This window comes from Pseudogemmobacter sp. TB195 (assembly GCF_058313095.1).
On sequence record NZ_JBZEGG010000030.1, the window covers coordinates 20724 to 40808 of the forward strand.

The following is a 20085-nucleotide window of genomic DNA, read 5'->3' on the forward strand; positions in this document are numbered from 1 at the left end:
ATGCGAGTTCGCCCACCACTTTGCGTTTGTGCGATCCTGGCCGTCGCCAGCCCGCTCTGGGCTCAGCTGGAGGGGGAGGTCGGCCTTTATTCCGACGTCACCATCAACGGCTCGATCCTGGAGCCCAGCCCCATCGACATGCCGGACAGCGAAGGCCTTGCCGCCCTGCTGGACCTGCCTGAGGGGGCTCAAATCCAGGTCTTCGCCCGCGACCTGATCAATCCGCGCATGCTGGCCGTCTCGGAGGACGGTCACCTCTATGCCACCCGCCGCAGCGTCGGCGATGTGCTGCTGCTGCGGGATGAGGACGCGGATGGCGTCGCCGAGGCACCGGTCACGGTGGCCAGCCGACGTGGGATGCACGGCATCGCCTTTGACGGCGGCAGGGTCTATCTCGCCACGGTCAACGATGTCTATGTGGCCGATGTAGCTGCGGATGGCACCTTTGGACCGCTGACCCGGATCATCAACGACCTGCCCGATGGCGGGCAGCATCCGAACCGCACCTTGGGCATGGGGCCGGACGGGATGCTTTACATTTCGGCAGGATCTACCTGCAACGCCTGTGCCGAGACCAACCCGGAAAGCGCCACGATCCTGCGCGCGAAACCTGATGGAACCAGCCGCACCATCTTTGCCAAGGGGTTGCGCAATACCATCGGCTTCGACTGGCAACCCGGATCGGGCCAGCTGTGGGGCATGGATCACGGAATCGACTGGCTGGGCGACGAAGCGCAGGTCGAGGAACTGAACCAGATCCGGCAAGGGCACGGCTATGGCTGGCCCTATGTCTACGGCATGGGCGAGTTCAACCCGCAGGACAATCCCCCCAACGGGATCAGCCTTGAGGCCTGGGCGGAGATGTCCACCGATCCCGTGCTCGGCTACACTGCCCATGCGGCGCCGATGCAGCTGGCCTTCTATGATGGCGCGATGTTCCCCGAATGGCATGGCGACGCCTTTGTTGCCATGCGCGGCTCCTGGAACCGCCGCCCGCCTGCGGGCTATGAGGTGGTCCGCATCGACTTCGAGCGGGGCCAGCCGGTGGCGATCGAGCCCTTTCTGACCGGCTTTCTGGTGCAGGACGGGGAAATCTGGGGCTATCGGGGCCGCCTTGCAGGCGTGGCCGTGGCCCCGGATGGCGCCATTTTCGTGTCGGACGATGACCAGGGCGTAATCTATCGAATCTCGGCCACGGGCGCGGCGGAACCAGAGGCGGAGAGACGCGCAGAGATGCCAAACCTGATCCTGCCCCCGACCCCCGGCCCCATCGCACTTGACCTGTTCGAGGCGGGAGGCACGGTCCAGATCACCTCCTCCTTCGGGAATGCAGAGCCCATCCCCGAGCAACATTCGGCAGATGGAGACAACGCCTCGCCCCGCTGTCTTGGCAGGGCGCGCCAGAGGGGACGAAGTCCTTCGTGATCATTGCGGATGATCCCGACGCGGCCGCGCCGAAACCCTTCAACCACTGGCTGCTCTACGACCTTCCCGCCGATGTGACCACCTTGCGGGAGGGCCTGCCGACCGAGCCGCTGCTCCTGGAACCGAAGGGCGCGAAGCAGGGCACGAATGACACCGGCGCCACCGGCTACTTCGGCCCCAAACCGCCGGTGGACGACCCGCCGCGCAGCTATCACTTCCAGATCTTCGCGCTGGACGTCGGCAGCCTCGGCCTGAAGCCCGGCGCCACCCGGTCCGAGATCCTGTCTGCGATGCGGGGTCATGTCCTCTCCAAGGGCGAGATCACCGGCCAGTTCGAACGCTGACCCATCGAAGGGAGAGAATGATGTTAATCCGACTGTCCGCCCTCGCGCTTGGTCTGTCCATTGGTCCTACGCTGGCCGAATGCGATGCCATGGCCGGGCCGGGCTTCTTAAAGAGGCGGACGGCCTGATCGAAGATGCCGTAGGCCTTGCGCTGGACGTGGTGCTGATCGGTGCGGCCCAGGCCGTCAAGCATTACTAGCTCGCCCGTGACGGTACGCTGCGAGAATGGGAGAGTTCTTGGCATGAAGTGGCCCACGGTCTGCTCGGCTCCATCCTCGACGAGGAAAAGGCGGGCAATGCGAAGCTCACTGCACTGGCCGTCACGGCGGTCAATGAGGCGGGCGAGAAGCGCAAGTGATCGCGAAACTGGCGACCCCGCGATCTGGGGCCGCCAGTTCGGATCAGCGCCTGATGGCGCCGGATCCGGGGTCCACACTGACGGGGCTGCACTGCCCCGGGGCTGCGGGATACTGCTCATCAGCACGCAAGATTGGTCCGCTTCACTTCTCCCAATTGGCCGGATCAGATCAGTCCGCTTTCTGGCATTCCTTTGACGGGTCGCGGCCCGAGTGCCGCCAACTTTCAGGAGACATGCATTGACGGATCCCACTTCCGCCACCGCTCCGGCCCCAATCGAAAGCGCCAGGGCCGATATCGAAATCCGCAGCGTCGTGCTGGCGGATGCCGCGTCCTGGCGCGAACTCTACAAAGGCTATGCCGCTTTCTACAAAGTCCCGATGACGGAGGACATTCTCGACCGCACCTGGGCCTGGCTGGTTGATCCTGCCCACCCGCTTGAAGGGCTGGTGGCCGTCGTTGCGGGCAAGCCGGTCGGCTTCGCGCATTTCTGGCCGCAGCCGCGCCCGCTCTTGGGCCGGAATGCGGGATTTCTCGATGATCTCTATGTCGATCCGTCACTGCGGGGGCGGGGTGTCGGTCGCCTGCTGATCGGGGCATTGAGCCAGATCGCCCACAACCGGGGCTGGCCGATGCTGTCCTGGATGACGGCGCAGGACAATGCGACGGCGCGGGGGCTCTATGATGATGTGGCCAATGCCGCGAATTGGGTCACTTACGAGAAGCCGATCTGACATGGCGGCGGACCGGGTCAGACATCGTCCAGCCCGGGCCAGAAGGCTCCCGCCGATTTTGGGCGGGGGCCGAAGATGGCCTGACCCACCCTGACCACATCGGCGCCTTCCTCGATGGCGATCTCGAAATCGCTGGTCATGCCCATCGAAAGCCGTGTGATCCCGGGGTGGCGCGCCTGTGCCGCGTCACGCAAGCCACGCAGTAGCGCAAAGCAGCGCCGGACCCGGACCTGATCGGCGGTGAGGATTGCGAGGGTCATCAGGCCCAGCGGTCTGAGGCGCGGGAAGTCTGCCAACTGGTCGATGAAGGCGGGCAATGCCTCTGGGGGAAGCCCGTATTTACTGTCCTCACCAGAGGTGTTGACCTGGATGAAAACGTCGAGATCACGGCCCAGGGCCTCAAGCCTGCGGTTCAGTTCGGCCGCCAGCCGCAGACCGTCGAGGGCGTGAAACTCTGACGCGAACCGCACCAGATACTTGACCTTGTTCGTTTGCAGATGCCCGATGATGCTCCAGCGGATCGGCAGATCGAAGAGGGCGGCCTGTTTGTCGCGCGCCTCCTGCAGCTTGTTCTCGCCGAAATCCCGGATTCCGGCGGCAAAGGCATGGCGCAGAACTGAGGCGGGCACGGTCTTGGTCACCGGCAAGAGCCTTACCTCGCCGGGGGTGCGACCCGCGCGGGCGCAGGCGGCTGCGATCCTGTCCTGGACCAGCGCCAGGTTCTGCGCGAAGCGCTGCGCCGGGGCGCTGCCGAAGCGTTCGATATCTGCATCCGAGAGCAGGTCTGCCGGAGAAGGAACAAGGGACATGGCCGAACTTTTAACGATTGTGCGGCGCGAGGATAAGCACTGACAGGTCGCACCGATCCTGCCATTTTTACACAAATGACCAGACCATTCAGGGGCGGCGTCCCTCGTCTGTCAGATAGCGCAACACAGTCGCAAGAATGCGAATGCCCTTTTCCAGCTCGGCTGGTGTAAAGGCGGCAAACCCCATCAGGAAGCCTGGCCGAGGCCGCACGGTTGTATGCAGGGCAGAGAGCCCGGTCAGGCCGAGCCCCGCTCGGGCCGCGGCGGCGATCACCCGGTCCTCGGGCAGATCGCAGGTCAGAAGGCAGGGCATTTGCAAGCCGCCGGTGGGAACCTGCGCTGCGACCAGCCCGCTCAGATGTGTCTCAATCAGCCGGGCAAGGATCCGCATCCGTTCCGCATAGATATTGCGCATAAGCCGGATATGTGCACTGAAATGCCCGCCTTCGATGAAGCGCGCCAGCACCAGTTGCGGGATCGAGGCGGGGTGGCCGTCTTGCTGGGTGCGCGCGATGGTGAAGGGGGTCACGAGGTCCGGCGGCAGGATCAGATAGCCGATCCTGAGACCCGGAAAGAGCGATTTGGTGAAGGTGCCGATATAGATCGTGCGCTCATGCGGAACGAGACCCTGGACGCAGGCGGTGGGCCGTCCGGCATAATGGAACTCGCTGTCGTAATCATCCTCGATGATCCAGCCGCCTTGCCGCGCGGCCCAGTCGATCAGCGCGAGGCGCCGCTCAAGTGACAGCGTTGCCCCGGTCGGGAACTGGTGCGAGGGCGTGAGCGAAACCACCCGCGCCTTGTCCGGACTGGCAAACATCTGACGGACAATGAGCCCCTCGCGGTCAAGGGGGACGGGCACCGGCACCGCGCCTGCTGCCGCAAAGGCCTGACGCGCGCCGTGATAGCCGGGGTCTTCGACAAAGATCCGTTCGCCCGGGTCCAGCAGAAGATTTGCCGTCAGTGCCATCGCCTGTTGCGAGCTGGTCAGGATCAGCACACGATCCGCCGTGGCCCGCGCGCCGCGTTCGAGATTGACGTAATCGGCAATAGCCTGCCGCAACGGGGCGGCACCTTGCGGATCGGTCATCGACAGCGCAGCGGTGCCGTGATCTTTCAGAACCTGACGCTCCAGCCGTTCCCAGATGCGGATCGGGAAGTTGCGGGTTTCGGGCAGGCCCTGCTGAAACAGCCGGACCGGGCCGCCCGCATGCGTGCCGCCCTGTGCGACCATCGCCGCGCCACGGGTGCTGAGGCCCGCTCTGATCGCGCCGGTTTCCCGGGCTGGGGGGCGTACCTTCGGAGCCACGGGCAGCAGATCGCTGATCGGTGCGACGAAGCTGCCGCTGCCCACCCGGCGAATGACGAAGCCTTCGGCATGAAGCTGACCATAGGCCGTCTCGACCGTATCGCGCGACACCCCGAGCGAGGCCGCGAGGCCGCGTGTGGCGGGCAGGGGCTTGCCCGCCGCCAGCGCCCCGTCGAGGATCAACTGCCGGATGGCGCGCTGGATGCGGCTGTGCAGCGGCAGTCCCGCGTGATCGGGGCGGATCAGCCAGGCTTTGACGGTTTCGAGCTGGGTATGACGAAACAATTGGTCTGCCCTGGTTCTATAATGATGTGATCATTCCGTACCGCTTTTTTGGGCGCAGCCACAGGGCTGTCGAGGTGGTGTGACTTGCGACGTGCAGAAACGGCGCGATCTGTGTGCCAATGGTCTGCCCTTTGGGCCAGAATTGGCGGGATCGGACCACCCAGTCTGCAGCTAGGCCCGGATAAACACGCTCCGAAGGACTGCCTGCATCATGACTACCCTGGTTTCACCCCGCCCCAAAGACCTGTTGCCCCCGGTGATGGCCGGGCTGATCTCGGTCATCGTGAACTATGGCGGCACCTTCGTTCTGGTCTTTCAGGCGGCGCAGCTTGCCGGGCTTGATGCAGCCCAGACCGCATCCCGGGTCTGGGCGGTCTCGGTCGGGGTTGGCGTGAGTGGTCTCTTCCTCAGCTGGCGCTACCGGATGCCGATCATCACCGCATGGTCGACGCCGGGGGCGGCCTTTCTGGTCATGTCGCTCGGCACCGTCAGCTACCCCGAGGCCATCGGCGCCTATTTCCTCTCGGCGCTGGCTTTTGTCGTGCTTGGGCTTTCGGGGTTTTTCGATCGGCTGATCCGCCTCATCCCGCCCGCCATCGCCGCTGCCCTTCTGGCCGGGATCCTGCTGCAGTTCGGGATCGGTGCCTTTGGCGCCGCCAGTGTCGATCCGGCCCTCGTGATCCTGCTGTTCGTCAGCTATCTTGTCCTGAAACGGCTCACCGCGCGCTATGCGATCATCGGCATTCTGGTGGTCGGGCTGGTCTGGCTGCTGGTGCGCGGCGAGGTCGATCTGTCGGGGCTGCGTCTGGAGCTGGCTGTTCCGGTCTTTACGATGCCGGTGTTCACGCTGAATGCGGCGCTCAGCCTTGCGCTGCCGCTCTTCCTGATCACGCTTACCGGCCAGTACATGCCGGGCATGCTGGTTCTGCGCAATGACGGCTACCGGGTAAGCGCCAATCCAATCGTGACGGTGACAGGCCTCGGCTCGGCTCTGATGGCACCGTTTGGCGCACATGCGTTCAATGTGGCAGCGATCACCGCAGCCATCGTGACCGGCCCCGAGGCGCATGAGGATCCGGGCAGACGCTGGATCGGGGGGATTGCTGCCGGGCTGTTCTATACGCTGATCGGAGTTTTCGGCGTCACTTTGGCGGGGGTGTTCATGGCCTTTCCGGCTGGGTTCATCGCCACTCTGGCGGGGCTCGCCTTGCTGGGCACCATCGGTGGCAGCCTCACAACCGCCGTGTCCGACCCTGCCACCCGCGAACCGGCGCTGATCACCTTCCTTGCCTCGGCCGCGAACATTCAGCTCTTCGGGATTGGCGGGGCTTTCTGGGGGCTGGTGGTTGGGCTGCTCGCCTGGGGGGTGTTGTCACTCCGGCGGCGCGGGAATGATTGAATGGACCGGGTCATAGCCGGGCCTGACGCGCGGATTGCCCGCTCCCCGGCAGGGGAGGGCGCAGCCGGCACCATTGCGGTGCTGCGCTCGGTTGCCATAAATATCCGGCTCCGCGAGTGGCTCTTCTGCGTATCTCCGCCGAACCTGCTGCCCTTTAGCGGAAACAGGGGGGCGAACACCTATCGCCCGATCCCGGGACTTGACCGGGGCTGTTGCAGACGATTGACCTGAACAGCGGGTCCATCGACAAAATGCCATAAAGGTGGGCGGGATGACTGTTGGCACCCTGCACCCTTCGCAAGGTGTTTAACATAAATCTCAAGCTTGTGCCCGACGATCTCGAACCCATGCTCATCCGCGATCTTCTGCTGGAGCCGTTCGATCTCTTCGCAGGTGAACTCGATCACCTCGTCGGTTTCGACATTCACGAAGTGATCGTGGTGCTCAGAACCGCCGGCCTCGTAGCGGGCGCGACCGTCAGCAAAACTGTGGCGCTCGATCAAACCGTGTTCCGTGAGCACGTTCATGGTGCGATACACTGTCGCGATATTGATGCCCGGCTCGACCTCGGTGACCGCCGGTGCAGATCTTCCGCATCCGGATGGTCTGGTGAGGCCGCAAGCACCCGAAGGATGGTACGCAGCGGCCCGGTCAGGCGCATACCCTTTTCCATGCATAGCGCGACCAGTTTCTTCTCGAGGTCTTCGGTCATGCGTCCATCATATTGATTTGTCGGACCCGTCGATCTGGTTCTTGGATCGAGGCGGGTCGCGAGACCATATCAATCGTGGCTGATGGCGTCACCCCTGGACCGCAAGGCCAGCAAGGCACGCGTGATGCCTCGCAGGCGGTGTGCAGCCTCAGATCTTTCCGACGAGATCAAGCGCCGGGATAAGTGTTTTGCCTCCGACCTTCCACTTCGCAGAACAGACTTCCCCGGAATGCTCGCGCACATATTGCGTAGCTTCGATCTTGCGGATCACGTCCGAAGCGTCGCGTCCGATGCCTTTTGCGGTGATCTCCATCGCCTGGATCACCCCGTCGGGGTCGATGATGAAGGTGGCGCGGTCGGCCAGACCCTGCTCCTCGCGCTTGGCGCCGCAGTTGCGGGTGATGATGCCCACCGGATCGCCGATCATCGTGTAGCGGATCTTGCCGATGGCTTCGGAGGCATCATGCCAGGCCTTGTGGGTGAAATGTGTATCGGTCGAGACCGAGAACAGCTCAACGCCGAGCTTTTGCAAGGTGCAGAGGTAAGACATCGCAGGGTGGGTAGGCACCCACACGCCGACCCTCCCGCCCATTGCGCCGATACTCCGCCGCGACGAAATTCCAGAGTCGGATTATCGCTGCGGCTCAGACAGCAAGGGCAGCAATGCAGGATTGATATAGAAGTTCTCGCGCCCGATCTTCACCTCTTCGAGCAGCCCTTCAGCAACCATTGCTTTGAGGTAGACTGCGGCTGTCTGCCGTTTGGCGACGCCGGAATCGACCAGATCGCTGATCCGGCAATAGGGGTTCACAAAGATCAGCTCGACCAGTTCCCGTGAATAGATCTTCGGCTGGCTCTGGCGAAGCTGTGCCGCCGTCTGTTCCAGAAGGTCGCGGATCGCCCTGATACGGCCCGTTGTCCACTCCGCCGTCGCGCGGACGGCCTCGAGCATGAACAGTAGCCACTGCTCCCAGGCACCCTGGGTGGTGACCTCCAGAAGGTACCGATAGTATTGGACCTTGTTCTGGATGATGTGACGGCTGAGGTACAGCACCGGGATATCCAGAAGCCCCTTGTCGACCAGATAGAGCAGGTTCAGCACTCGCCCGGTACGACCATTACCGTCGATGAAGGGATGGATCGCCTCGAACTGATAGTGCATCACGGCCAAGCGGATCAGCGGGTCGATCTCTCTGGCCTCGTGGATGTAGCTTTCCCAGTTGGCGAGCGTGGTGCGCAGCAGGTCTTCGCCCTCGGGCGGGGTGTAGATTGCGGTGCCGGAGGTGTCGTTCATCAGGGCGGTGCCGGGTGTATTACGGATGTCGAGCGCAACCCCCTTGATCGTGCGCCCGCTCTCGACTGCGATGGCTGTCGAGAGCGGGCGCTGCTTGAGTATGCCGAACCCCCGGTGCAAGGCAGTGCGATAGCGTAATGCCTCCTTGGTCGCAGGGTCGGCCTGTCCGCCGATATCATTGGCAAAGCGGAACAGGCGGTCGGTGGTCGTAACGATGTTCTCGATCTCCGAACTCGCCTGCGCTTCAAGCAGCGGGATCGAGTTGATGAGTACGGCCTGATTGGGGATGATTTGGCCGGACACCCGCAGTTCCGCCAATGCTGCAAGCGCCTCGATACAAGCTTTCAGAACTGCTCTTGTCTCGATGTCCTGTTTTGGTGGAAGCGCGGGGAGGTCATTGAAGGGACGGTCGGGGCGGAAGGTCATGTCGATCACCTGAGATCTGATCGACATACAAAGCTGATGTGTCGACGCTATCGACAGGTTAAATATACATGTCGATTAGACGTTCTTATATCGACACATTGGGGATTTTGCAGGTTGGGAGATCATGTCCGGCCCCCAACTCGCCCAAGTATCGACGCCTGGTGCTTTCGGATCAAGAGCCCCTTCAGTTCACCCGCAGGTTCCGGCGGGCGGTTTCGCGGGCCAAGATTTCGCGCGCCGGATGCTCGGCTATCGGGACCGAAAGGTCCGTCGAGATCTCACCCGCCGCGATCAGTGCATGATAGCGGTTGCAGCAGACCCTCAGGAATGAGGTGAAATTGCCGAGGTCGTGATCGGCATCCATTGCCTCATGCCAGAGTCGGGTAATGAGTTGCGCGACGGTCATCCCGTCGCGCGCACCGATCTCGGTCAGGGTGTCCCAGAAATGGTTCTCGATCCGGATCGATGTGGCGACCCCGTCGATGCGTAAGCTATGCGTACGGCTTTGCCATTGCTCGGCATCGGCCTTGATGAAGAGTTCGCACATCGCAGGGACTCCCTTCCCGTTGATGTCAGAGGATCGCCATGAACTGTTTCAGCCAGGCGGGATGCGCGGGCCAGGCCGGCGCTGTCACCAGATTGCCATCGGTCACGGCCTCTGTCACCGCAATATCCGCGAAAGTGCCACCCGAGGCGGTGACCTCATAGGCGCAGGCCGGATAGGCAGAGCAGGTGCGGCCCTTGAGTACCCCGGCGGCGGCCAGCAGCTGCGCGCCGTGGCAGATTGCGGCGACGGGTTTGTTCGCCTCGAAGAAATGCCGGACCTTGGCCAGAACCTCCGGGTTCAGCCGCAGATATTCCGGTGCCCGGCCACCGGGTACCACCAGCGCGTCATAGCTGGCGGCATCCACGCCATCGAAATCGGCGTTCAGCGCGAAATTGTGGCCCGGTTTTTCGGAATAGGTCTGGTCGCCCTCGAAATCATGGATCGCGGTCTTGACTGTATCGCCCGCCTTCTTGCCGGGGCAGACGGCATCGACGCTGTGGTCGCAGGCCAGCAGCGTCTGGAACGGGACCATGGTCTCATAGTCTTCAGTGAAATCGCCGGTAATCATCAGGATCTTCGCCATCTCGCATCCTCCCTTGGCTCGCGGTGCAGAAAGGATAGGGCAGGGGGCGACGGGGCGGGTGTTAACGGAATACTACAGCCGCCCGCCACAGATGCGGGGGGGCGCTACTGAGGTGTCAGCCTTTTCGCGGGGCGAAAGACGCGCGATACTGCGACTGACGCTCCAACATCCAGCCCGGATACTCGGGCGGCAGTTTCGTTGCGCTGTCGAGTGCGGCCAGATCCTCGCTCGACAATGAAACCCCGGTCGAGCGGACATTGTCCTGCAACTGCTCGATCCGCTTGGCGCCGACGATCACGCTGGTCACCACCGGCTGGTGCAATAGCCAGGCGAGGGCCACCTGGGCCACCGTGCAGCCTTTGGCCGATGCGATCTCGGGTATCACCTCAATGGCGGCATCGCCGGGCGCCATATCGACGGGTGGGAAGTTCTCGAGATCCGCAATACGAACACCACGGGCAAGCGGTCCTCAAGTTCTTTGCTATGGACGACGCAGAGCGTGCTGACGGAATGCAGACATGATCGGGCTTAAAGGGATTGCCTTATGGTATGCGCTTCAGATGGTTCACTGATCAAGTTCTGCGCGACTGATGCGGATGGCCATCGTCGGCACTGGTCTGACCAGGACGAGGTCCGAATCGCCGAGGAGAGGCTGCGCTGCTTCCGGACGCGTAAGGCGACTGCCCGCAGGTATGGGATTTCGAGTAGCTGCTTTTGATCTGCTGGTGGGAGTATGCAGGCGGGACGCTCGGTTCGCTGGAGGCTGGCGGCGGTTTCGCCCCTTCGCATCTGGCGAGGCTGCTGCCCGTGCTGGATCCAAGGTGATCGCCTTTCCGGCGAGCGGGTCTGAATCGCGGGCGGGGTGACAGATATGCGCTGAGGGATGAACAGCCGCGCGCCGAGAGTTCAGTTGGTTGACGCCCGTCTCTGCGGTATGTGCCCTGCTCATCTCACTGAGCGAGAGTCTTGCAATAATCGGATGCAGGAGAGGGTACTGTGAATACAATGCCGCAATTTTGCGGAGCCGCTGCGTAGGTCCGGCAGGCAACACCAAACATGAGCATCTGATGTATTGACTCACAGCTCAGAATTTGACCGCCGGCAGCAGCTCCAGCTCATGCACGGTATGTCTGGTCTCAAGCATGATGGCCCCGTTTTCCTCGCGACCGATAAGCATGTCCCCGGCGACCAGCTCAATGGTCTTTCCATCGAGACACAGGATACCCCCCAGATCCACGAAAATCGTCGCGTCCTCTCCGGTCCCGAATACATCGCTCACGCAGCCTACGGGTTCGTTTCGGGATGCAAAGACGTGCTTTCCAATCAGCAAGGCGCGGGTGATCTCGGCAGGCTGCAAAGGGGTCATCATTCCTTATCCTCTACTCTGTCGGGCAGGCCATCATGTGTCGTGGAGGCGAGTTCTTCCAGCTCTGCCTCGGTCATAGTGTCGAACATTTCTTTTGACGCTCCGACAAGATCTTTGCGCTCCGTCTCACCCCGTTTCGCCGATAGCGCCGCGCCGGCTGCCTTTTGTTGGGCCTTCGATTTAGCGGGCATTTCTTTTTCCTTTCCTTCAGCTGTCTTCATCTGTGCTGGCACCATCGCCATTTGCAGCGATGCGTCGTGAAACCCGTCGCAACACCCACAGCGCGAGGATTGCCAGGACCGTTGCCATAATGGCGAGAGGCAGGAGGCCGCTGCCACTGGCGAGGCCAATTGCTCCGGCCATCCACATTCCGGCGCCCGTGGTCAGCCCGGTTACCCTGCCGCCAGAGGTGATGATTGACCCTGCGGCAAGGAAGGCCACACCGGCAGTTACTGCCTCGATCAGGCGAAGAGGGTCGGTCTGAAGCTGTGTGGCACCCCTGAACTCCTGTGCCATGATTTCGGCAGCGATCACCGTGAAGAGGCAGGCCGCTATAGAGACGATCATATGGGTCCGCAGCCCTGCAGCACTGGCATGGAGCTCTCGCTCGAACCCAATGGCAGCGCCGAGCAGGGCGGCAAAACCAAACGCAGCAAGGCAGCTTCGGCGCTGACTGCCATGAATGGGTCGCGGAACTCGGAGCTCACGAGAGCAAGAATGTTCTCGATCATCTGTCTTCACCTGATGCGAACGGGTGTCGGCGGAATGGGCCATTGGCTCCCAGAACCTTTAAGGCCTTCTCCCGGTTCCCAAGTCTGGCTGGAGCAGGCGGAAACCGACCGGCTGATCTGCCAGGTTACGGCATCTGGCTGCCGACGGGTCATCTTTCCAGCATTGCGGCGGAACAAGGGGCGCAGTGGTCAGTTTGTCTCACTGAAGGTGCCGCTTCGCATGTCAACCGGGCGTAATGGTATGATGAATGTGATGGTTTTCCCGGTTTCCCGTCACGGCCAACGCAATGGCAGTCGAGCTTCTGTCCCATTTGCTGCGGCATCTTCACCGCCCCTCGGTGCCGGAAGACGACAGCAGGGGAAAACGCGACATCAACAGGAGAGACCTTATGGACCACAGCAAACATATTCCACTGACCCAGCAGGAGTTGACGGAAGCCGTCCTGACCTCTGCGCCGATCTATGGAGCCGATGACCGCAAGGTGGGCACCATCTCGCATGTGCATGGCAGCGGCCCGACGACTCAGGTGGTCGTTGATGTCGGTGGCTTTCTTGGGATCGGTTCCAAGCCGGTGCTGCTCAGCACTGACCAGCTGAACCTGATGCGGGACGAGAATGGCGAAGTTCATGGCAAAACCGCTTGGACCAAAGAACAGCTCAAGGAACTGCCCGAGCATCGCCATTGATGGCGAAACGACGGAACCCCGGGTACGTCTCACGCGTCGAACGTCGGAATTACCGGTAAAAGGCGTTTGCTCCGGCAGGCGCCTTAGCTTCGGAAAAGGTCCTGCCCGGATGGAGCCATGGTCCAGGCATTGACCTCATCCCACATCAGGGTCCCGTCCAGGGTGGCCTTAAACCGGATATGGCTCACGGTGGGAAAGGGAGGCTTCCACCTGTCTTTTCTCAGCACAGGCGTCTCAAAGAAGCGCCCCGCCGAGCCATTGAGCCATCCATACCAACGCCCCAAGACAAAGGCCCGCCAGAAGAAGCAGCGCTCCATCCCTCGTCAGAACAGCCGCTGCCACGAGGGCAATGAAGCCGGATGCAACGGTTCCGGTGCCAGGCACCAGTTCCATGAATGGCATGACGAGGGTGAGGCCGAGGATCAGAAAAAGCCATAGGTAGAGGCAAGGCTTTTCGGTGAGGAAGGTCAGCCGTGGTTGCAGGATGTGGTCTATGACGGCAATGGGCTTGCGCAGCCATGAAACCGCTGACCTGAGGCGCTCGCCGGTGATGGCGCGCTCCGAAATGAAGTCCGGCAACCAGAGGTGACGCCGCCCGGCAATCATCTGCGTCACGAGCAGGAATTCCAGCAGTGCAACCACGGTTGTCACGCCGGGCACGATGCTGGCCGGAGAGACCGCGATCAGTGCGAAAACCAGCATGAGGGTTGCGAAGGAGCGCGTGCCCGCGGCCTCGACCACCCTGCCGACGCTCACAGACTCCGCCTCGGCCACCGTATCGAGCTGGTCCAGAACTGCGCTCAGAACATCATCGTTTTCTGACATAGCCTGGCCGGTCCCCTTCCTGTTCAAGTGAGGGGAAACCCGTTCACGACAAGACTGTTCCGAAATTCCCGGAACAATCTGCACTATCCCCGGTTCAGGGTTCCCAGAGCATCCCGGATGCCGCTTCCAGCCCAGTTCACAGCCAGGGAAACGACATGACCGCCCCACCGAAAGGTTCACCGCCAAACCGTATCGCCAATGATCCGACCAGCTACCCGCTCAGTCATCCGGGACGCCGCCAGTTTCTGAGGGTTTCCGCCGCCAGTCTTGCTGCAGCAGGGCTCTGGCCACCGAATGCGGCAGACGCGCAAACCCTGCCGCCCCTCGCTGAACACCCTCGGGTCTTTTTCTATGAAGCCGAATGGGAGTTCGTCCTTGCAGCTGTGGGGCGCCTTATCCCCTCTGACGGTGCCGGACCGGGCGCGATCGAGGCGCGGGTTCCGGTCTTTATCGACCGCGAACTTGCGGGAGAATTTGGCACCGCCACGGATTGGTATATGGATGGACCGCATCAGCCAGATGCGCCGCCTGAACTCGGCTGGCAGTCACCGCTGTCGCCAGCCGAAATCTACCGTGCCGGCATTCCGCTCTTCGACGAATGGTGTGTCAGCAGCCACGGCGCGGGTTTCGCTGATCTCACCGCAGAGGCGCAGGACGAAGCTCTTGCAGCGCTTGAAGACGGCGATGTGCCGCTGCCGCCGGAACTGCGCGATTTTTTCGACATCCTGCTCGCCAATACCAAAGAGGGCTATCTCTCCGACCCCATCCATGGCGGCAATCACGGTATGGCGGCCTGGGTGCATATCGGCTTTCCCGGTGCGCGCGCGCATTACAGGGAATGGGTGGGGCGGCACAATATCCCCTATCCGCTCGGCCCGGTGTCGATCTCGGGCGAGAGGGCCTGAGCGATGGCAAGGCAGGACCCGAAAAAAGATGTGGTGATCGTTGGTCTCGGCTGGACCGGGCGATCATGGGTATGGAACTGGCCCAGGAGGGGCTGGAGATCCTGGCGTTGGAACGCGGCCCCGACCGCCGCACCGTGCCGGAAATGAAATACCCCGATATGATCGATGAGTTGTCCCAGGGCGAGCGGCACAAGCTGACGCAGCGCCCCTCGCAATCGACCATCACCATCCGCCGCGATCTGAACGAGACAGCGCTTCCGATGCGCAAATGGGGCTCGTTCCTCCTCGGCAATGGCGTCGGCGGTTCGGGCGTGCATTGGCACGGTCAGAACTGGCGGCCGCAGCAGGTCGAAATGGAGCTTCGTAGCTATATCGCCGACCGCTGGGGTGAAGAGATCATCCCCGAAGATATGACCATCGGCGACTACCCCGTCAGCTATGATGAGCTGGAGCCGTTTTTTGATCGTTTCGAATATGTCGCCGGGATCTCCGGCACGGCGGGCAATCTCAATGGTGAGATCCGCGAGGGCGGCAATCCATTCGAGGGCTGGCGGTCACGCGACTACCCTATGCCCGCTTTGCCTGTCACTTGCAACGGAGTGAAATTCGCCGAGGCCGCAAAGGCGATAGGCTATCATCCTTTCCCGCGCCCGGGCGGCAATGCCTCCACCTCCTATGTCAACGAATACGGAATGCAGATGGGGGCCTGCAATTTTTGCGGCTTTTGCGAACGCTATGGCTGCTACCAATACTCAAAATCCTCGCCGCAGACGACAATCCTCGCGGCGCTCTTCCGCAAGCCGAATTTCAGCTACCGCACCGGGGCCGAGGTCTTGCGGGTCGAGGTGTCCCAGGATGGGCGTACCGCAACTGGTGTGACGTATTTCGACGAGCAAGCCGGGGAAGAGGTGTTCCAGCCCGCCGATATCGTCATTCTCGCCGCCTATCAGATCGAGAATGTCCGGCTGATGCTGCTCTCGGGCATTGGACAGCCTTACGACCCGGCCACGGGTGAGGGGGTGACGGGGAAGAATTACGGTTATCAGATCACCGGCTCAACCTCGCTGTTCTTCAAAGACGAGCATTTCAACCCCTTTGTCGGCTCGGGCATCAATGGCATGTGCATTGATGATTTCGGCATGAACGCGATTGATTTCGGGGCGGAAGGCTTCATCGGTGGCGCTTACATCTCATCGGCGCAGACCAATGGCCAGCCGATCCGCTCAATGCCACTGCCCGAGGATACGCCGGAATGGGGGGGCGGTTGGAAATCGGCCATCGCTGAATGGTATGGGCATGAGATGAGCATCTCGCATCATGCCTCGGTGATGTCTTACCGCGGGCATTATTGCGATCTGGACCCGACCTATAAGGATCGCCATGGCCGCCCCCTGATGCGGATCACCTTTGACTGGCACCCGAATGAGCTGCGGCTGAATGCCTTTTTGCAGGAGAAGATTGAGGCGCTGGCGCGCTCGATGCGGCCCGATCTGATAAAATCCAGCTACAAGGATTTCGATAGTCGTTATGACGTGCGACCCTATCAGACCACGCATAACAGCGGCGGCGCGATTATGTCTGAGACACCCGAGGGTGGTCCGCTGAACCGCTATCTCCAGGCCTGGGACAAGCACAATGTCTTTGTGACCGGGGCGGGGACTTTCGTGCAGAACACTCAATACAACCCGACCGGCCTCGTCGGCGGGCTTGCCTATTGGGCGGCGGATGCGATCCGGCGGCAATATCTGCGCAATCCCGGCCCTCTGGTGTGAGGGGGGCGCAGAGATGAAAACCTTCCTTCGCCTCTTCGTTGCCCTCGCAGTGGCCGGCGTGCTTGTTATCGCAGCGATCATGTGGATCCCTGTCAGCCGCTCACCCGCCTCCGAGGCTTTGCCGGACGATTGGACGCCCGAACCGGGGGAGGGCGAATACGCCATGCGGGCGGGCGATTGCATGGCCTGCCATACGATTGAGGATGGTGCGGATTTCGCAGGCGGGCGGCCGATCCACAGTCCGCTTGGCACGATCTACACTGCGAACATCACCCCGGATCCTGAAACCGGGATTGGCGGCTGGACGCTCGATCAGTTCCGGGGCGCGCTCCTCGATGGGCTGAGCGCCGATAGCAGCCATCTCTATCCGGCCATGCCCTATCAGAATTACAGGCTTCTGAGTGAGCGCGATATCCGCGCGCTTTACCGCTATTTTGTGGAAGAGGTGGAGCCGGTCCGCAACGACGTGCCCGAGCCAGAGCTGCCATTCCCCTTCAACCAGCGTTGGGGCATCCGCGCGCTGAACTGGCTGATCCTGAACCATGCGAGTGGATTCACCGGCATAATGGGCGTGCCGGAGCTGGACCGTGGCCAGTATCTGGTCGAAGGACCTGGTCATTGCGCGGCCTGCCACAGCCCTCGCACCGTCTATATGGGGCAGGACGGGATCACGGCGGATGAGCCCGCCTTCCTGACTGGCGGGCATATCGATGGCCAGGAAGTCCCCGCCTTGCGCGGTCCGGGAAGCGTGATCCGTGAGTGGCCGATTGGCGAGCTGACAGCCTTCCTTGCCACCGGGCGTAATTTCGCCTCTGCCGCGAACGGCGAGATGGGCCTCGTGGTTGAGCATTCCCTGCAGTATCTGACGGACGAGGATATCATCGCCATGGCGCGCTTTCTGAAGGCGCTGGACGGCCAGCCGCATGACCCGCCCGAGATGGCAGTGCCTCAGGGGCAGCTTTCCTTACCGGTCCCTGAGGCAGATACGCGTGGCGAGGCCACAGCGCTGATGCTCACCGAAGCCACCCCCGATATGCCTCTCGGCGCGAGGGTCTTCCTGGACAATTGCGCCCATTGCCATTTCGTCACCGGGCGCGGCTCGCCGAAAATCTTCCCCGCCCTTCAGGGCAATACGCTGGTGCTGTCCGATGAGATCACCCCTCTGGTCTCGATCATCCTCTGGGGTGCCACGGTGGAGGGAACGGCGCAGCGCCCGATGCCATTGGTGATGCAGGGCTATGATGCGCGGCTGAGTGATGACGACATCGCCGCCCTGGCCAGCTTTCTCAGACAGGCCTGGGGGAATGACGCTGATCCGGTTTCTGCCGCCGACGTCGCCGATATTCGCGCAAATGAGCGACCTGTCGCGCGCGAGGAAACCACTAGGGCATTTGACTGATCTGACGGGAACATCCCCCGCTGCGGCTGGTTCCTTTCCTGAACTATGGAGGAAAGCCAATGAAAGCAGCGACACTCGCCCTTCTGTCGGCGGCTCTTATGCTGCCGCTCAGCACATATGCCCAGGAGGCAGCCCCGGCAGCGGAGACGCCGCAGGGAACCAGAGTTACCTTCGTAAATACGGAGGGAAGAGAGACCGGCACCGCCACCCTGACCGAGACCAGGGAGGGTGTTCTGATCGATCTGGAGCTTGGCGCTTTACCAGCCAACGCATGGCTCGGATTTCACATCCATGAGACGGGCAATTGCGATCCGCATACCGCGCATGAATCGGCCGGCGGGCATTTCAATCCGACCGATGTGGAACATGGGGTGCTTTCGGCAACCGGCCCCCATGCCGGCGACATGCCGAACATTCGTACCGATGCTGACGGCTTCGCCCGGGTGCAGGTCCTCAATCCGAATGTAACGCTCGGCGGGGGCGATAATTCGGTCACGGGTCGCGCTTTGATGGTGCATGCCGGTGCCGATGACCACCGCAGCCAGCCAACCGGAAATGCGGGAGACCGCCTGGCCTGTGCGGTTATCAGATAGGGCGGGTTCCGCACAGGAACAAACAGCACCCCCGATGGTTCACCAGCAGCGCGCAGATGCAATCCGCGCAGACCGATCACCCTCCGGTCAGGGACCGGAAAACGAGGAGGAATAAGGAATGGCCAATCGGCGTTATGATGAAAGCCAGAACGATCAGCGCAACCGGACCCGCTATGAACGAGATGGCGGCGGTCGTCAGGATGAACACACAACAGCCTGGCGACCGCGCGACTACGACCAGCCCCGCGCACGGGAGGACGATGCCGAACAGCGCTTTCGCGCAGGATCCCGCTGGGATCAGAACCGGCGTGACTTTGAGCGGGCGCCCGGACGCGCTCATGACGATTACAGTGGCGAGGATTATGGGCGTCGGGATTACGGGCAACAGGACCGTGGCAATGCCTACGGATTTGCGCGCCACGAGCGCAGCTACGATGACGAATCCCGCAATCGCGCGGATGACAGCTGGCGGGATCGCGGAGAACAGGGCGGTTTCCGTGAAAGCACGGGTTATCCACCCTATGTTGCGGGCTATCCACCCCGCAGCTACGATCCGGGCATGTATTCGGCGTTCCAGGGCCAGGGCCGGGATGAACCCGGAGCCAGGGGATTTCGCGGTCATGGGCCGAAAGACTACAAGCGCAGCGACGACAGGATCCGCGAAGATGTCTGTGACCGCCTCGCCGATGCCGATTCAGTGGATGCCAGGGGCATCTCTGTCGAGGTAGGGAGTGGTGAGGTGACGCTCAACGGGCATGTATCCTCACGGCAGGCGAAACGTGCCGCTGAAGACGCGATTGAGCATTGTTCGGGGGTTCACCATATCCAGAACAATCTCCGGATCCGCGAAAGCGGGGATGAGGCCGCGTCGGATAACATTCCTTTGGCGGATACCGGTAAATCCCGCAGCAAAGGTGCCTGAGGGCCGACCTGGTGCGAGGAAAAAGTGAGAAAGGTATGGCGGCCCGCAGAAAGTCGGGCCGCTGAATTACGAGAAATCCAGCCTGTCGATGTTCTCCGCTCATTCTGTCAGCCCGGCAGTAGCAAATGACCCGGCCTGTCCCATGCCAGAGCACGGAACAGGCCGGGGAGGGGCGGGATTTCATGGCCTTATCAGCGGATACGGCACTGAACTCACTTGCCTGAAACTATGGGGCTGTCAGTTCTTCCGGCGTATTGGGCACTGGTGGGCTTTCGCGAGTGGTGGGAGGGTTCGCTGTGCTCCCGGTTTCACCAGGCTGGGCCCCTGGTTCAATCACTTCGGCAGGAATGGTCGATTGCGCGGGTTCGTTTACGGTCCCGGCATCAAGGCCGGCAGGGGGCTGCGGATCACTTTCCACGACCTCTTCTCCGATCCAGTAGACAATGATGATGACGCCAAACAGCGTGGCGGCGGCAATGCCCAGCAGAGGTGCCCAGTGCCGCTTTCGCTGCTTGTCGAGATTGGTGTTTGGCGCTGACATGGTGCTCTCCTTTCTGTACAGATCACTGCTTACAAACAGCAGCAGGGCGAGGATGTTCCCGCATATCGCCCCTGTCTCTGTCAGCTGAAGTGAGAGGGCCTGCTATCCGGCCGTCCTGGTT

At 62.0% G+C, this 20085-nt stretch carries 23 protein-coding genes and 1 pseudogene; 10 read left to right on the forward strand and 14 right to left on the reverse strand.

Annotation, left to right across the window (positions count from 1 at the left end):
- The 3 genes from AC4FS3_RS24135 to AC4FS3_RS24145 all read left to right on the forward strand — a co-directional run bounded on the left by AC4FS3_RS24135 (position 1) and on the right by AC4FS3_RS24145 (position 2860).
- Positions 1-1425, forward strand: coding sequence for a PQQ-dependent sugar dehydrogenase (locus tag AC4FS3_RS24135; RefSeq protein WP_491022625.1), 1425 nt, complete (start codon positions 1-3; stop codon positions 1423-1425).
- Positions 1422-1769 carry a YbhB/YbcL family Raf kinase inhibitor-like protein gene (locus tag AC4FS3_RS24140; RefSeq protein WP_491022626.1) on the forward strand — a complete coding sequence of 116 codons (348 nt, stop codon included), beginning with the start codon at positions 1422-1424 and terminating at the stop codon, positions 1767-1769. Before AC4FS3_RS24135 ends, AC4FS3_RS24140 begins: the two co-directional genes overlap by 4 nt.
- A 596-nt stretch (positions 1770-2365) precedes the next feature.
- Positions 2366-2860, forward strand: coding sequence for a GNAT family N-acetyltransferase (locus tag AC4FS3_RS24145; RefSeq protein ID WP_491022627.1), 495 nt, complete (start codon positions 2366-2368; stop codon positions 2858-2860).
- Between the two features lie 17 nt (positions 2861-2877).
- Here AC4FS3_RS24145 and AC4FS3_RS24150 read toward each other — a convergent pair whose 3' ends face one another.
- Positions 2878-3669: a YggS family pyridoxal phosphate-dependent enzyme gene (locus AC4FS3_RS24150; RefSeq protein ID WP_491022629.1), complete on the reverse strand. Its 792-nt coding sequence runs from the start codon at positions 3667-3669 to the stop codon at positions 2878-2880.
- Positions 3670-3757: 88 nt separating this feature from the next.
- Complete coding sequence (gene pdxR, locus AC4FS3_RS24155; RefSeq protein ID WP_491022630.1) at positions 3758-5263, reverse strand: MocR-like pyridoxine biosynthesis transcription factor PdxR; 1506 nt, start codon at positions 5261-5263, stop codon at positions 3758-3760.
- A 211-nt stretch (positions 5264-5474) separates the two neighbouring features.
- On the opposite strand from pdxR, the gene AC4FS3_RS24160 reads away from it, so the two are divergent.
- Entirely contained in the window at positions 5475-6662 is a 1188-nt protein-coding gene (locus tag AC4FS3_RS24160) for a benzoate/H(+) symporter BenE family transporter (RefSeq protein WP_491022631.1), read from the forward strand.
- Positions 6663-6841: 179 nt separating this feature from the next.
- On the opposite strand, the gene AC4FS3_RS24165 is transcribed toward AC4FS3_RS24160, so the two are convergent.
- The 10 genes and pseudogenes from AC4FS3_RS24165 to AC4FS3_RS24210 all read right to left on the reverse strand — a co-directional run bounded on the left by AC4FS3_RS24165 (position 6842) and on the right by AC4FS3_RS24210 (position 12321).
- Positions 6842-7189, reverse strand: a complete 348-nt coding sequence (locus tag AC4FS3_RS24165; RefSeq protein WP_491022632.1) for a Fur family transcriptional regulator — start codon at positions 7187-7189, stop codon at positions 6842-6844.
- Positions 7190-7522: 333 nt separating this feature from the next.
- Positions 7523-7948, reverse strand: a complete 426-nt coding sequence (locus tag AC4FS3_RS24170) for a redoxin domain-containing protein (RefSeq protein ID WP_491022633.1) — start codon at positions 7946-7948, stop codon at positions 7523-7525.
- 57 nt (positions 7949-8005) lie between these two features.
- Entirely contained in the window at positions 8006-9094 is a 1089-nt protein-coding gene (gene fic / locus AC4FS3_RS24175) for a protein adenylyltransferase Fic (RefSeq protein WP_491022634.1), read from the reverse strand.
- 184 nt (positions 9095-9278) lie between these two features.
- Positions 9279-9641: a ribbon-helix-helix domain-containing protein gene (locus AC4FS3_RS24180; RefSeq protein ID WP_198839191.1), complete on the reverse strand. Its 363-nt coding sequence runs from the start codon at positions 9639-9641 to the stop codon at positions 9279-9281.
- Between the two features lie 25 nt (positions 9642-9666).
- Positions 9667-10224 carry a DJ-1/PfpI family protein gene (locus tag AC4FS3_RS24185; protein ID WP_323718388.1) on the reverse strand — a complete coding sequence of 186 codons (558 nt, stop codon included), beginning with the start codon at positions 10222-10224 and terminating at the stop codon, positions 9667-9669.
- A gap of 115 nt (positions 10225-10339) precedes the next feature.
- Positions 10340-10693 (reverse strand): annotated as a pseudogene (locus AC4FS3_RS24190) (aldo/keto reductase); the annotation flags it as partial.
- Between the two features lie 615 nt (positions 10694-11308).
- Positions 11309-11593 (reverse strand): hypothetical protein, encoded by a 285-nt coding sequence (locus AC4FS3_RS24195; protein ID WP_491022635.1) that lies wholly within the window; start codon positions 11591-11593, stop codon positions 11309-11311.
- Positions 11590-11781, reverse strand: a complete 192-nt coding sequence (locus AC4FS3_RS24200; RefSeq protein ID WP_491022677.1) for a DUF3008 family protein — start codon at positions 11779-11781, stop codon at positions 11590-11592. The genes AC4FS3_RS24195 and AC4FS3_RS24200 overlap by 4 nt, the downstream gene beginning before the upstream one ends.
- A 16-nt stretch (positions 11782-11797) precedes the next feature.
- A complete protein-coding gene (locus tag AC4FS3_RS24205) occupies positions 11798-12223 on the reverse strand; it encodes an MgtC/SapB family protein (protein ID WP_491022678.1) in 426 nt (141 codons plus the stop codon).
- Complete coding sequence (locus AC4FS3_RS24210) at positions 12154-12321, reverse strand: hypothetical protein (RefSeq protein ID WP_491022683.1); 168 nt, start codon at positions 12319-12321, stop codon at positions 12154-12156. The genes AC4FS3_RS24205 and AC4FS3_RS24210 overlap by 70 nt, the downstream gene beginning before the upstream one ends.
- A gap of 389 nt (positions 12322-12710) precedes the next feature.
- On the opposite strand from AC4FS3_RS24210, the gene AC4FS3_RS24215 reads away from it, so the two are divergent.
- Entirely contained in the window at positions 12711-13007 is a 297-nt protein-coding gene (locus tag AC4FS3_RS24215; protein ID WP_491022636.1) for a PRC-barrel domain-containing protein, read from the forward strand.
- Between the two features lie 234 nt (positions 13008-13241).
- Here the strand turns inward: AC4FS3_RS24215 and AC4FS3_RS24220 are convergent, their stop codons facing one another.
- On the reverse strand, positions 13242-13832 hold the full coding sequence (locus tag AC4FS3_RS24220; protein WP_491022637.1) for an exopolysaccharide biosynthesis protein: 591 nt from the start codon (positions 13830-13832) through the stop codon (positions 13242-13244).
- Between the two features lie 155 nt (positions 13833-13987).
- On the opposite strand from AC4FS3_RS24220, the gene AC4FS3_RS24225 reads away from it, so the two are divergent.
- The 5 genes from AC4FS3_RS24225 (at position 13988) to AC4FS3_RS24245 (ending at position 19423) form a co-directional block, all read left to right on the forward strand.
- Positions 13988-14737, forward strand: coding sequence for a gluconate 2-dehydrogenase subunit 3 family protein (locus tag AC4FS3_RS24225; protein ID WP_491022638.1), 750 nt, complete (start codon positions 13988-13990; stop codon positions 14735-14737).
- A gap of 65 nt (positions 14738-14802) precedes the next feature.
- A complete protein-coding gene (locus tag AC4FS3_RS24230) occupies positions 14803-16509 on the forward strand; it encodes a GMC family oxidoreductase (RefSeq protein ID WP_491022639.1) in 1707 nt (568 codons plus the stop codon).
- 13 nt (positions 16510-16522) lie between these two features.
- Positions 16523-17908, forward strand: coding sequence for a c-type cytochrome (locus tag AC4FS3_RS24235; RefSeq protein ID WP_491022640.1), 1386 nt, complete (start codon positions 16523-16525; stop codon positions 17906-17908).
- 59 nt (positions 17909-17967) lie between these two features.
- Entirely contained in the window at positions 17968-18501 is a 534-nt protein-coding gene (locus AC4FS3_RS24240; protein WP_491022641.1) for a superoxide dismutase family protein, read from the forward strand.
- Between the two features lie 118 nt (positions 18502-18619).
- Entirely contained in the window at positions 18620-19423 is an 804-nt protein-coding gene (locus AC4FS3_RS24245; RefSeq protein ID WP_491022642.1) for a BON domain-containing protein, read from the forward strand.
- Between the two features lie 226 nt (positions 19424-19649).
- On the opposite strand, the gene AC4FS3_RS24250 is transcribed toward AC4FS3_RS24245, so the two are convergent.
- Positions 19650-19964 carry a hypothetical protein gene (locus tag AC4FS3_RS24250; protein ID WP_491022643.1) on the reverse strand — a complete coding sequence of 105 codons (315 nt, stop codon included), beginning with the start codon at positions 19962-19964 and terminating at the stop codon, positions 19650-19652.
- Positions 19965-20085: the final 121 nt, after the last annotated feature.